The following is an 11,963-nucleotide window of genomic DNA, read 5'->3' as shown; positions in this document are numbered from 1 at the left end:
GCCGGTCGTCCGGCGCTCTCGCTTGGTCGCGGTGCCGGGACGATTGGGCGTGCGGTCGCGACTTACGTCGCTCCTACAGAATGCCGCGTCCTCACCCATGGAAATAGCCTTCCGCGATGGCCGCATGCAGGGAACTCAGATGCACCTGGATCTGGTCCATGAAGGGCGCAGGATTGCGTGCCGCGAGCGAAACCGGATCGGCATTGCGGGTCATGCCGATCAGGCGGTTGAGATGACGGTCCACGCCGGGGCGTGGCGGCATGGTGGGCAGCACGCTCTGAGCGCGCGTCAGGCAGAACTGCACGCTGCGCGGAAACTCGTTGTTCTGCAGCAGGAAGCGCAGTGCCAGTTCGGCGGTGACGCGCTGGCGCACGTGGCGACGGAACATCTGGTAGCCGGCCAGCGAGCGCAGCACGCTCATCCACTGCATGTTCTGGAAGGCCTCACGGTCATCCTCGTTGCGCGGCGTCACCAGCCCCGACGCGCCGGCATCGATGATGCGCGTGGTCATGTCGGCCTGTTCCAGCGCCGTGCCGAGGCGCAGGAATTGGTAGCCGATGTCGCGGCTGACATTCGCGCTGAGCAGGCCCGACACCTTCAGGCAGCCATCGATGATGCGATTGAGGAACTCGATGCGGTAGCGCCGGCTCAGGCTGCGCTCGCCGTGTGCGCCGATGTACAGGTGCAGGTCGTTGATGGCTTCCCACACATCCTGCGGCAGGCTGTCGCGGATGCTGCGCAGGATCTCGCGCGCCGAATCCACCGAGGTGCGCAGCGACGACGGATTGCGTTCGTCCAGCAGCAGGAAATGGATCACGTCCACGTCGGCGGCATCATGGCCGGCGCCGGGATGGCATTCCTCGAAATACGGCCCGGCGCCGACGGTATCGATCATCGGCCGCCATGTGAAGCGGACAGAGCGCGGCATGTCCAGTTGCAACTGGCTGCCCACGCCCACCAGGCGCGCGGTGTTCTCGGCGCGCCGCACGTAGCGGCTGAACCAGAACAGGTTGTCGGCGACGCGCGACAGCATCAGGCGGCCTCCTCGTCGTGGTCGGACAGATCGACCACCCAGGTGTCCTTCGCGCCGCCACCCTGCGATGAATTGACCACCAGCGAGCCCTTCACCATCGCCACGCGCGTCAGCCCTCCCGTGGTGACGTAAGTGTCCTCGCGCGACAGGACGAACGGCCGCAGGTCGATGTGGCGGGGCGAAGGCCCCTGCTTGGTGACGATGGGCGCGGTGGACAGCGCCAGCGTGGGCTGCGCCATGTAGTTGCGCGGATTCGCCTCGATCAGCGCCTTGAACTTCTCGCGCTGGCGCTTGGTCGAGCGCGGGCCGATCAGCATGCCGTAACCGCCGGATTCGTTCGCCGGCTTCACCACCAGCTTCTCGATGTTCTCCAGCACGTACTTGCGCTCCTTCGCGTTGTGGCACAGGTAGCTGGGCACGTTGGGCAGGATGGGGTCCTCGTCCAGGTAGTACTTGATCATCTTCGGCACGTAGGCGAAGACCACCTTGTCGTCGGCCACGCCGGCACCGGGCGCGTTCGCCAGCGCCACCTTGCCCGCGCGCCAGCTGCGGATCAGTCCAGGCACGCCGAGCACGGATTCGGGATGGAATACGTCCGGATCGATGAACAGGTCATCGACCCGGCGATAGATCACGTCCACGCGTTGCGGACCGTATACGGTCCGCATGTAGGTGCAGTCATCGTCGGCGACGAACAGGTCGCTGCCTTCGACCAGTTCGATGCCCATGGCCTGCGCGAGGTAGGCATGCTCGAAGTACGCACTGTTGAACACGCCCGGTGTCAGCAGCGCGATGACGGGGGTGTTGCCGGGGCGTGGCGACAAGGCCGCCAGGGTGTCGTACAGCTGCGACGGATACTCGTCCACCGGCAGGATCGAGCTGGTCCCGAACAGCTCCGGGAACACCCGCTTGGCCACCATGCGGTTTTCCAGCATGTAGCTGACGCCGGACGGGATGCGCAGGTTGTCTTCCAGCGCGTACAGCGTGCCATCGCCGTCGCGCACCAGGTCCGAACCGCAGATGTGCGCCCATACGCCAAGTGGCGGCGTGACACCGACGCACTGCTCGCGGAAGTTCACCGAGTCCTTCAGCAGCATCGCCGGGAACACCTTGTCCTTGACGATCTGCTGCTTGCCGTAGATGTCGCCGATGAACAGGTTCAGCGCGCGCATGCGCTGTTTCAGCCCGGCCTCGGTGCGTTGCCACTCGCTGAGCGGGATGATGCGCGGGATCAGGTCGAACGGCAGCGTGCGGTCGACGTTGCGGCCATCGGAATACACGGTGAAGGTGATGCCCTGCACGCGCGCCACCACGTCGGCGGCGAGCTGGCGTTCGGCCAGTTCGCGACCGGAGAGACCCGCCAGGTACTCCACCAACCGGCGTGCGGCCGGACGCGGCCGTCCATCGGCCTGGATGAGTTCGTCAAAGGTCGTGGTGCGGTACTTCGCCCAGTCCATTCGCCCTTTCCGTTGTCCCTGGCCGGCGCATCCGGCGAAGGGTGATGCATCGCAACATGCACGCTAACCGTGCACGTCGTCAAGCTTCCGCGGCGGGATGGATTCGACTCACATTCCTGGCCGCCTGATTGCGCCATTGCGGTGCAAAGCAGGGACAATGCCGGCTCCCGCCATGGAATCCGTCATGCCCACATCGCGCCGCGTCGTCCTGGTCACCGGTGCCGCCCGTCGCGTGGGCGCGGCGATTGCGCGACGGCTGCATGCCGAAGGCTGTGACCTCGCCCTGCACTACCGCGGCTCGATCGACGACATGCGCTCGCTGGTCGCAGAGTTGGAAACGACGCGCAGCGGCAGCACCCTGATGCTGCAGGCGGACCTGGCCGTGTTCGACCGCCTGCCGGAGCTGGTGGCGAAGACCGTGGGCCACTTCGGCCGCATGGACGCGCTGGTCAACAACGCATCGGCGTTCTATCCCACGCCGGCCGGCACCGCCACGCCGGCGCAATGGGAAGACTTGTTCGCGGTGAACGCGCGCGCGCCGTTCTTCCTGTCGCAAGCGGCGGCGCCGCACCTGCGTGCCGCACGCGGCGCGATCATCAACATCGCCGACGTCTATGCCGAGAAGCCACGCGCGGACCTGGCGGTGTATGCCGCATCCAAGGCGGCGCTGCTGGCGGTGTCGCGCGGACTGGCGGTGTCGCTGGCACCGGATGTGCGGGTGAATGCGGTGTCGCCCGGCGCGATCCTGTGGCCGGATGCCGGGATCGATCCCGACGTGCAGGCGCGCTTGCTGGCGCTGACGCCGCTGGGTCGCGTCGGGAATCCGGACGATATCGCCGGCACGGTGGCGTGGCTGCTGGGCGACGCCGCCGGCTACGTCACCGGACAGGTGATCCACGTGGACGGCGGACGCTCGATCGGCTGAGCCCGGAACCCTCACCGGCCGCCACCGTAGCGCGGAGCTTGCTCCGCTGCGCCCATCGAGCCCCAGGATCGAGGAGCCGAGCAAGCCCGGCCCTACGGGGTTGCGTTGTCCAGTGGTACGGCCTGCGGGGGCACCTCGTGTTCCGGGTGTTCGCGCCACAGCGCCGCGAGCGTGCGCCCACTGCGCGGATCGACCATGTCGGGCGCGATGTCGACCAGCGGCAGCAGCACGAAGGCATGCTTCAGTTCGTCGCGCGGCAGGCGCAGGTTGCCCGGCCCCTGCATCACCAGGTCGTCGTAGAACACGATATCGATGTCGAGCGTGCGGTCGGAGAAGCGCGGACCGCTGCGGTCGCGACCGTGCGCGTCTTCGAGCGCATGCAACCAGTCGTTCAATGCGAGCGGATCCAGATCGCTGTCGATCACGGCGGCGGCGTTGAGGAAGTCGGTGCCATCGAAGCCGACCGAGCGTGTGCGGTAGATCGGCGACAGGCGGATGTCCCCGAAGCGTTCGCGCAGCGCCGCAATGGCAGCATGGAGGTGGCGTTCGGGCTCGACGTTGCTGCCCAGGCTCAGGTAGGCGGTTCCCACGGCGTCAGACCGGGCGCGTGCCGCGTTCGATCAGCACACCGACGTTGCGCGCACCCGTGACCGCGCCGGGCTTGCTCAGCTTCAACCGCACCCAGGCCACGCCGAACTCGTCGCGGATGATCGCCGCGCACTGCTCCGCGAGGGTCTCGACCAGGCCGAAGCTTGCCTCCTCCACGAAGGAGATCAGCCGCTTCGACACCGCCTTGTAGTCCAGCGTCAGTGCGATGTCATCGCGGGCGGCGGGCACGCGGTTGTCGAATGCCATCTCCACGTCCAGCGCCACGGTCTGGCGGATTTCGCGCTCCCAGTCGTAGATGCCGATGACGGTCTCGATGCGCAGGTCTTCGATGAAAACGGTGTCCATGGATGAAAGCCGTGATGGGTGATGGGTGATCGGTGGGACACAGGCTACGTGGAGTCCCGGCTTTTACCAATCACGAATCACAGACTCCGGCTCACGGGCGGCAGCGCCGCCATGTCCCAGCGTGGCGTGACCTTCACCTCTGCGGTCTCGTGCTGGCCCGCTTCAAGGCGCAGCGCACCGGCGAAGGCGATCATCGCGCCGTTGTCGGTGCACAGCGACGGCCGCGGGAAGCAGGCACGGCCGCCGCGCCTCGCGGCCATCGCCTGCAGCTTGGCGCGCAGCCGCTTGTTGGCGCCCACGCCGCCGGCGATGACGATGACATCGCTGCCGGCTTCGTCCAGTGCGCGTTCGCACTTGATGGCAAGCGTGTCGACCACCGCATCCTCGAACCCGCGCGCGATGTCGGCCCGGGTCTGTTCCGACTGGTCGCTGTCGCGCCAGGCCAACAGGACCTGCGTCTTCAGGCCGGAGAAGCTGAAGTCCAGTCCCGGCCGGTCGGTCATCGGACGCGCGAACCTGAAGCGGCCCGGGGTGCCTTTTTCCGCCAGGGCGGCCAGTTGCGGACCGCCGGGATACGGCAGCCCCATCATCTTGGCGGTCTTGTCGAAGGCTTCGCCGGCCGCATCGTCCAGCGTTTCACCCAGCAGCCGGTAACGGCCGATGGCGTCCACGGCCACCAGCTGGGTATGCCCGCCCGAGACCAGCAGGGCGACGAACGGCGCCTCCGGCGGATCGTCCTCCATCAGCGGGGCCAGCAGATGGCCTTCCATGTGGTGGACGCCGACGGCGGGGAGTTCCAGTGCCCAGGCCAGCGACCGGGCCACGCCGGCCCCGACCAGCAGCGCACCGACCAGCCCGGGCCCGGCGGTATAGGCCACGCCATCGAGGTCCGCCGTGGTCAGGCCGGCTTCGGCCAGGGTCTGGCGGATCAGCGGCAGCAGCTTGCGGACGTGGTCGCGGCTGGCCAGCTCGGGCACCACCCCGCCGTACTCGGCATGCAGGGCGATCTGGCTGTAGACCGCATGGGCGCGCAGGCCGGCGGCGCCGGACAGACCGGTGTCGTAGACGGCCACGCCGGTTTCGTCGCAGCTGGTTTCGATGCCGAGGACTTTCATGACGGGGATCTGGGGCTCCTGGAGGGCAGGGACAAGCCGGGTGGGTTGCAGCGCCGGAGTCAGCCGCTATAATACGCGGCTCACCCGGCGTGCCCGGGCCGTTTACTTCACCGAGATTACGTATGCCCAGCGTCAAAGTCCGCGAAAACGAGCCGTTTGAGTTTGCGCTGCGTCGCTTCAAGCGCACCTGCGAGAAGGCCGGCGTCCTGGCCGAAACCCGCAAGCGCGAGTTCTACGAGAAGCCGACCCAGGAGCGCAAGCGCAAGGCCGCCGCTGCGGTGAAGCGCCAGCTGCGCCGCAGCTCGCGCGACGTCACCAAGCGCCAGCGCCTGTACTGAGCCGCGTCGCTTCGCACGAAGCCGGCACGCGCGAGCGTCGCCGGCTTTTTGTGTTTTTGGCGCCTCACGGCCCCGTGCCACGCCCCTACCTGTTCCCCCGGAGCACACCATGTCCCTGAAACAGCAGCTTACCGACGACATGAAGGCCGCCATGAAGGCGGGCGAGAAGGACCGCCTGGCGGTCATCCGCCTGATCAATGCCGCCATCAAGCAGCGCGAAGTGGACGAGCGCATCGAACTGGATGACGCCGCCGTGCTGGCCGTGCTGGAAAAGATGGTCAAGCAGCGCAAGGATTCGGTGAACCAGTTCGAAGCCGCCAGCCGCGAGGACCTGGCCGCCATCGAGCGCGCCGAGATCGTGGTGATCGAAGCCTACCTGCCGGCGAAGCTGGGCGAGGCCGAGATCCTGGCCGCCATCGAGGCCGCCATCACCGAAACCGGCGCCACCGGCCCGGCCGACATGGGCAAGCTGATGGGCGTGCTGAAGCCACGCCTCGCTGGCCAGGCCGACATGGGCCAGGTCTCCGCGCTGATCAAGAAGAAGCTCGCGGGCTGAACCCGCCGCGTGGCGCCAGGCATCCTGGCGTCACGCCCCATCCGTGGCATCCTCGCGCCATGGATACCCCAGCCATCACCCTGCGCCCGGCCACCCGCGCCGACATCCCGCAGATCCTCGCCTTCATCCGCGGCCTGGCCGAGTACGAAAAGCTCGCGCACGAAGCCGTCGCCACGCCAGCCTTGCTCGAAACGCACCTCTTCGGTGAGCGCCCCGCCGCCGAAGTCGTGATCGCCGAGGCCGATGGCACGCCTGCCGGCTTCGCCCTGTTCTTCCACTCCTTCTCGACCTTCCTGGGCCAGCCCGGCCTGTACCTCGAAGACCTCTTCGTGGTGCCGCACTCCCGCGGACTCGGTATTGGAAGGCGGCTGATGGTGCATCTCGCGCAACTGGCCGTGGCGCGTGGCTGCGGCCGCTTCGAATGGTCGGTGCTGGACTGGAACGAACCCGCGATCCGCCTCTACCGAAGCCTCGGCGCGGTAGGCCTGGACGAATGGACCGTGCAGCGCGTCAGCGGCGACGCGCTGCAGGCGCTCGCGCGCGGCGATGCGTGAACATCGCGGGCACGCCACCATAACGACCTGCTGACATGCCCCGCGCCACGCTCGGCGCATGGAACATCGAACCTCCTTCAGCGCGCTCCGCGCACGGGCGCGCGATGCCGGCGGGCGCGTCCGTCGCAGCCTGCCCATCGCGCTGGTGCGGCGCTTCATCGAGACCGACCTGATGACGCAGGCCGCGTCGCTGTCGTTCTACGCGCTGCTGTCGCTGGCGCCGCTGCTGGTCCTGCTGCTGTGGCTGACCGCCTCGCTCTACCCGCCGGCGCAGCAGTCGCTGCTCGATCAGATCCACCAGCTGGCGGGCCCCAGCGCCGCCACGGTCGCCGAGACGGTGATCCGCAATGCCAGCGAACGGCCGGACGTCGGATCGCTGGCGGGCTGGTGGAGCACCTCGCTCCTGTTTGTCGGCGCCACGGTGGTGTTCGCGCAGCTGCAGGGCGCGCTGAACCTGATCTTCCGCACCGATGCCCAGCGGCTGGATGGTCCGCTCGCATGGGTGAAGAAGCGGGTGTTCTCGCTCGGCGTCGTGTTGGCGATCGGCTTCCTGCTGGTCGTGTCGATGGTCGCCACCACCGCATTGCAGGTGGTCTTCGCGCGCCTGCCCTCACTGCTGCCCGCGCTTGGCTACACGACGACCCTGCTGCTGTACGCGCTGGCGTTCGCCTTCTTCTACCACTACCTGCCGGACCGTCGCGTCGCGTGGCGGCAGGCGTTCCTCGGCGGCGCGATCACCTCGCTGCTGTTCGCGACCGGCCGCTACCTGATCGGCCTGTACCTCGCCGAAGCCGCGCCCGGCAGCGCGTACGGCTCGATGGGTGCGCTGGTCCTGCTGCTGGTCTGGATCTACTACGCCAGCGTGGTGTTCTTCGCCGGCGCGCTGATCACGGCGGTGATCGATGAGCGCAGGACTGTGGGCGAGAAGCGAGTGGAGCCGAATGAGGAGTGAGGACAAGTGGCTCTTCGCTCACACCTCACGCCGCTCCGCTCGCTCCTTCCAGCCCGCCTGCTTGCTGGTCATCCCGATACCCGGATTGAAGGTATTGGTGGGGTCCAGGCGGCGATAGAAGTCGGTCAGCGCCGGCTTGGCGCGGTAGAGATGGCCGACGTTGTGCTCGGCCGGATACTCGGCACCGCGCGCATCGAGCAGCGACCACAGCCGGTGTTCGACGGCCAGGGGGTCCACGCCCTTCTTCACGATGTAGTCCTGGTGGAAGACATGGCAGAAGAAGTGCCCGTAGTAGAGCCGCGCGATCATCGTGCCGGCGACGTCCGCCGGCAGAGCTTCCACCCACGCGCGGTCGTCGCGCCGCAGGGCGACGTCCAGCGCGACGATGTCCTCCACCTGTCCTGCATGCACGGCGCGGTAGCGCACCGCCGCGCCGGCAACGGCGAAGCGCAGCAGGAACGCCTTGCGCCCCTCATCGGCATCGCAGGCGAAGAACGCACCATCGCGCTGCGCGAAGAAGTCGGCGAGGAACGCATGCGTGGCGTCCGCGTCACGCCGCGAGACCTTCAGCAGCAGATGGTGTTCGTAGCGGTCGCGGTAGGTGCGCAACCGGGGCGGCAGGTGGTCCGGCAGCCATGCGGTGACAGACTGCAGCACGCGGTCCGCCAGACCGCGCAGGCCGAACCGCTCGCACCAGCCATCCACGCGACTCTTCAGCGCGAACGCCGCGGGTACCCTGTCGGTGCCGAAGCGGTCGATCAGCAGGAAGGTGTCCTTGCCGTAGCGGTCACCGATGTCGAAAGCGTCGCGATGCAGGTACTCGCCCGCGATCGGCAGGCGCTCGGACGCCGTCAGCAGGTGGCGGCGCACGCCGGTGAGATCGTCCGGATCGTTGCTGCCGATGTAGAAAACCGACGCGGCCTCTCTCTCGAAGGTGTCCAGGCGCACGGCGAACACGGCCAGCCGTCCCGCACAGCCGGACGCCTCGTGCAGGCGCGAGGGGTCGGCGTTGTAGCGCGCGGGCGTGGGCGCATCGACCTGCCGGACGTGCGCCGCATAGTGCGGGTCGGACGCCGCGCGCGCCGGATCGTGGGTGATGGCATCCGGCGCATAGTCCCCGGCCTGGAGCCGCGTCAGGATCTCTTCCGGCGTGTCGCCCAGTGCGATGCCCAGGTGGTTGACCAGTCGCAACACCCGGTCGTCGCCCAGCTGTGCATACAACGCCAGCTCGGTGTATGCGGGTCCCCGTCGCACCAGCGCGCCACCGGAATTGTTGCAGACCCCGCCGAGGACGGATGCCCCGATGCAGGAAGAGCCGATCACCGAATGCGGCTCGCGACCCAGCGGCGCAAGCACCTTCTCCAGCACATCCAGCGTCGCGCCGGGCAAGCACACCACCTGGCGACCGTCATCGAGCAACTGCACGCCGGCGAGGCGCATCGTGCTGACCAGCACGATGCCGCGATCGTAGTCATCCCCGTCCGGGGTGGAACCCCCGGTCAGGCCGGTATTGGCCGCCTGCAGCAGCACGATCCGGCCGGCCGCCACCGTGGCCTGCAACACCCACCACAACTCCAGCAACGTGCCCGGGCGCGCCACGGCGAGCACCGGGCCGTCGCCGAAGCGGTAGCCCTTCCTGTACCGCCGTGTGGCACGGGCGCCCGTCAGGACATGGCCACGGCCGACGGCCTCGCGCAACTGCGCCAGCAGGGCGTCATCGGAAGGGGCGTCAGCAGGCATGCCCGCATGGTAACGCGGCGGCCACACGGCCCGCCGTGGCATCCTATGCGATCCATGGCCCGCATCCCCGACGCTTTCATCGACGAACTGCTCGCCCGGACGGATATCGTCGAGGTGGTCGGGGGGCGCGTGCCGCTGAAACGGCAGGGCAAGGAATACTCGGCCTGCTGCCCGTTCCACGACGAGCGCTCGCCGTCCTTCACGGTGTCGCCCACCAAGCAGTTCTACCACTGCTTCGGCTGCGGCGCGCACGGCACCGCGCTGTCGTTCCTGATGAACTACGACCGCCTCGAGTTCCTCGATGCGGTGGAGGAGCTGGCGCGCCGCACCGGCATGGAAGTGCCGCGCGAAACGCAGCAGCGCAACGAGAACAACGATACCCGCGACCTGTTCAATGCGCTGGAAGCCGCGGCGCGCTTCTTCCAGCGCAACCTGGATACCAGCGACAAGGCCAAGGCCTATCTCGACGGCCGCGGCGTGGATGCGGCGATCCGCACGCAGTTCATGATCGGCTATGCGCCGGACGGCTATTCGGCGCTGAAGGATGCGCTGGGCACCGACGAGCGCCGGATGAAGCTGCTCGACCGCGCCGGCCTGTTCTCGAAGAATGATCGCGGCCACGTCTACGACAAGTTCCGCGACCGGGTGATGTTCCCCATCCACGACCGGCGTGGCCGCGTGATCGCCTTCGGCGGCCGCGTGCTGCAGAAGGATGATGGCCCGAAGTACCTCAACTCGCCCGAAACCGCGCTGTTCCACAAGGGCCGCGAGCTGTATGGCCTGTGGCAGGTGAAGCAGGCCAACCAGAAGATCGCGCGGCTTGTCGTGGTCGAAGGCTACATGGACGTGGTCTCGCTGTTCCAGTTCGGCGTGAAGGAAGCCGTCGCCACGCTGGGCACAGCCACCACGCCGGAGCACGCCGAGCTGCTGTTCCGCAACGCGCCCGACGTGTATTTCTGCTTCGACGGCGACGCCGCAGGCCAGCGCGCCGCATGGCGTGCGCTGGAATCGGTGCTGCCGCGCATGAAGGACGGACGGCAGGCCTTCTTCCTGTTCCTGCCCGACGGCGAAGACCCCGACACCATCGTGCGGCAGGAAGGTGCGGCCGGCTTCGATGCACGCCTGCAGCAGGCGACGCCGCTGTCGCAATTCTTCTTCGACGAACTGGCCAAGGACATCAAACTGTCCACGCTCGACGGCAAGGCACGCCTGGCCGAGCGGGCACGCCCGCTGCTCGCGCAGATCCCGGATGGTGCATTCGGCGACCTGATGCGACAGCGCCTCACCGAAATCACCGGCGTGGGCGCCGGCAGTACAACACCCTCCGCGCCACCGCCCGCACGCCGTCCTGCGCCTTCACACGCCGGCCAGAAACCGAGCCTTGTGCGCAGCATCATCGTGCGCCTCCTGCACAAGCCGGCGCTGGCGTTGTCGCTCGAATCCACGCACGGATTCTCGGCGTTGCGGCTGGCGGGCATGGATCTGTTGCTGGAGGTGATCGCGCTGGTGCACGCGCGCCCCGATATCACCACCGGGGTGCTGCTGGAGCATTTCGCCGAGCGCGAGGAAGTCGTCGCGCTGCAGAAGCTGGCGATGCAGGACCTGCCCGGCGACGAAGAGAACTGGCGCCTCGAAGTCCTCGATGCCGCCGTGCAACTGGAGAAGCAGATGCTGCAGCAGCGCCTGGACGAACTCCAGGCCAAGCAACGCAGCATGGGCCTGGACGAAGCCGACAAATACGAACTGCGCACCCTGCTGCAGGCCCGCATCGGCCGCCATTGAGGAGTCCGTGATGACACGTTTCGCGTTTTGCCTGTTCGCCACACTGCTGTGCGGCACCTCGCTCTCCACGCTGGCGGCGGAATTCACCCAGCCCCGTCCCGGCCTGCATACCGGCGGCCAGCCATCGCCGGAGGATCTGGCGCGCCTGCAGGCGCAGGGTGTCCGCGCGGTCATCGACCTGCGTGGCCCGCAGGAAGAACGCGGATACGATCAGGCCGCCGAAGTGCGCCGCCTCGGCATGGACTACATCACGCTGCCGATCGCCGGCAAGGACGATGTCACGCCAGCGAATGCCGCGGCCCTGCATGCCTTGCTGGATGCGCAGGACGGCGACGTGCTGCTGCACTGCGCCTCGGGCAACCGTGTCGGTGCGCTGCTCGCGCTGCGCGCGGCCGCCGCAGGCGTCCCGCATGAGGACGCGCTGGAACTGGGCCGGGAGGCGGGATTGAAGTCGCTGGAGCCGGTGGTGGTGGAGCGGCTGGCAGCGCCAGAGCAGACAGGGAGTACGACTGGCGACTGATCCCCTCTCTGTGGGAGCGACGCAAGTCGCGATCGCT

At 67.9% G+C, this 11,963-nt stretch carries 12 protein-coding genes and 1 pseudogene; 7 read left to right on the top strand and 6 right to left on the bottom strand.

The window, feature by feature from the left end:
• Window positions 1-91: 91 nt before the first annotated feature.
• Both OY559_RS01150 and OY559_RS01145 read right to left on the bottom strand, forming a co-directional pair.
• Window positions 92-1,033 (bottom strand): alpha-E domain-containing protein, encoded by a 942-nt coding sequence (locus tag OY559_RS01150; protein WP_277728285.1) that lies wholly within the window; start codon window positions 1,031-1,033, stop codon window positions 92-94.
• Window positions 1,033-2,490 (bottom strand): circularly permuted type 2 ATP-grasp protein, encoded by a 1,458-nt coding sequence (locus tag OY559_RS01145; RefSeq protein WP_277728284.1) that lies wholly within the window; start codon window positions 2,488-2,490, stop codon window positions 1,033-1,035. The genes OY559_RS01150 and OY559_RS01145 overlap by 1 nt, the downstream gene beginning before the upstream one ends.
• A 184-nt stretch (window positions 2,491-2,674) precedes the next feature.
• On the opposite strand from OY559_RS01145, the gene OY559_RS01140 reads away from it, so the two are divergent.
• Window positions 2,675-3,415, top strand: coding sequence for a pteridine reductase (locus OY559_RS01140; RefSeq protein WP_277728282.1), 741 nt, complete (start codon window positions 2,675-2,677; stop codon window positions 3,413-3,415).
• A gap of 92 nt (window positions 3,416-3,507) precedes the next feature.
• Here OY559_RS01140 and folK read toward each other — a convergent pair whose 3' ends face one another.
• From folK to tsaD, 3 genes are all read right to left on the bottom strand, one after another.
• A complete protein-coding gene (gene folK / locus OY559_RS01135) occupies window positions 3,508-4,005 on the bottom strand; it encodes a 2-amino-4-hydroxy-6-hydroxymethyldihydropteridine diphosphokinase (RefSeq protein ID WP_277728281.1) in 498 nt (165 codons plus the stop codon).
• A gap of 4 nt (window positions 4,006-4,009) precedes the next feature.
• Window positions 4,010-4,369 carry a dihydroneopterin aldolase gene (gene folB / locus OY559_RS01130; RefSeq protein WP_277728279.1) on the bottom strand — a complete coding sequence of 120 codons (360 nt, stop codon included), beginning with the start codon at window positions 4,367-4,369 and terminating at the stop codon, window positions 4,010-4,012.
• Between the two features lie 77 nt (window positions 4,370-4,446).
• Entirely contained in the window at window positions 4,447-5,484 is a 1,038-nt protein-coding gene (gene tsaD, locus OY559_RS01125; RefSeq protein ID WP_277728278.1) for a tRNA (adenosine(37)-N6)-threonylcarbamoyltransferase complex transferase subunit TsaD, read from the bottom strand.
• Between the two features lie 122 nt (window positions 5,485-5,606).
• Here tsaD and rpsU point away from each other — a divergent pair, with 122 nt between their 5' ends.
• From rpsU to OY559_RS01105, 4 genes and pseudogenes are all read left to right on the top strand, one after another.
• A complete protein-coding gene (rpsU, locus tag OY559_RS01120; RefSeq protein WP_002808376.1) occupies window positions 5,607-5,822 on the top strand; it encodes a 30S ribosomal protein S21 in 216 nt (71 codons plus the stop codon).
• Window positions 5,823-5,931: 109 nt separating this feature from the next.
• A complete protein-coding gene (locus tag OY559_RS01115) occupies window positions 5,932-6,378 on the top strand; it encodes a GatB/YqeY domain-containing protein (RefSeq protein WP_277728276.1) in 447 nt (148 codons plus the stop codon).
• A gap of 59 nt (window positions 6,379-6,437) precedes the next feature.
• A complete protein-coding gene (locus tag OY559_RS01110) occupies window positions 6,438-6,932 on the top strand; it encodes a GNAT family N-acetyltransferase (RefSeq protein WP_277728275.1) in 495 nt (164 codons plus the stop codon).
• A 58-nt stretch (window positions 6,933-6,990) separates the two neighbouring features.
• Window positions 6,991-7,842: pseudogene (locus OY559_RS01105) on the top strand (YihY/virulence factor BrkB family protein); the annotation flags it as partial.
• 60 nt (window positions 7,843-7,902) lie between these two features.
• Here OY559_RS01105 and dld read toward each other — a convergent pair.
• Window positions 7,903-9,624, bottom strand: coding sequence for a D-lactate dehydrogenase (gene dld, locus OY559_RS01100; protein WP_277728273.1), 1,722 nt, complete (start codon window positions 9,622-9,624; stop codon window positions 7,903-7,905).
• 54 nt (window positions 9,625-9,678) lie between these two features.
• Between dld and dnaG the strand changes: the two genes are divergently transcribed.
• A complete protein-coding gene (gene dnaG / locus OY559_RS01095) occupies window positions 9,679-11,406 on the top strand; it encodes a DNA primase (protein ID WP_277728272.1) in 1,728 nt (575 codons plus the stop codon).
• Between the two features lie 10 nt (window positions 11,407-11,416).
• Window positions 11,417-11,926: a protein tyrosine phosphatase family protein gene (locus OY559_RS01090; RefSeq protein ID WP_277728271.1), complete on the top strand. Its 510-nt coding sequence runs from the start codon at window positions 11,417-11,419 to the stop codon at window positions 11,924-11,926.
• Window positions 11,927-11,963 lie beyond the last annotated feature (37 nt).

It is taken from the genome of Pseudoxanthomonas sp. SE1, from assembly GCF_029542205.1.
Lineage (GTDB): Bacteria > Pseudomonadota > Gammaproteobacteria > Xanthomonadales > Xanthomonadaceae > Pseudoxanthomonas_A.
This window is presented reverse-complemented; position numbering and strand designations above follow the sequence as displayed.

Excerpts from the sequence above, each read along its gene's own strand:
- OY559_RS01110 (WP_277728275.1), top strand. The coding sequence starts at position 6,438 with ATGGATACCCCAGCCATCACCCTGCGCCCGGCCACCCGCGCCGACATC.
- dnaG (WP_277728272.1), top strand. The coding sequence starts at position 9,679 with ATGGCCCGCATCCCCGACGCTTTCATCGACGAACTGCTCGCCCGGACG.
- OY559_RS01145 (WP_277728284.1), bottom strand. The coding sequence starts at position 2,490 with ATGGACTGGGCGAAGTACCGCACCACGACCTTTGACGAACTCATCCAG.
- OY559_RS01140 (WP_277728282.1), top strand. The coding sequence starts at position 2,675 with ATGCCCACATCGCGCCGCGTCGTCCTGGTCACCGGTGCCGCCCGTCGC.
- rpsU (WP_002808376.1), top strand. The coding sequence starts at position 5,607 with ATGCCCAGCGTCAAAGTCCGCGAAAACGAGCCGTTTGAGTTTGCGCTG.
- tsaD (WP_277728278.1), bottom strand. The coding sequence starts at position 5,484 with ATGAAAGTCCTCGGCATCGAAACCAGCTGCGACGAAACCGGCGTGGCC.
- OY559_RS01115 (WP_277728276.1), top strand. The coding sequence starts at position 5,932 with ATGTCCCTGAAACAGCAGCTTACCGACGACATGAAGGCCGCCATGAAG.
- OY559_RS01150 (WP_277728285.1), bottom strand. The coding sequence starts at position 1,033 with ATGCTGTCGCGCGTCGCCGACAACCTGTTCTGGTTCAGCCGCTACGTG.
- OY559_RS01090 (WP_277728271.1), top strand. The coding sequence starts at position 11,417 with ATGACACGTTTCGCGTTTTGCCTGTTCGCCACACTGCTGTGCGGCACC.
- dld (WP_277728273.1), bottom strand. The coding sequence starts at position 9,624 with ATGCCTGCTGACGCCCCTTCCGATGACGCCCTGCTGGCGCAGTTGCGC.
- folB (WP_277728279.1), bottom strand. The coding sequence starts at position 4,369 with ATGGACACCGTTTTCATCGAAGACCTGCGCATCGAGACCGTCATCGGC.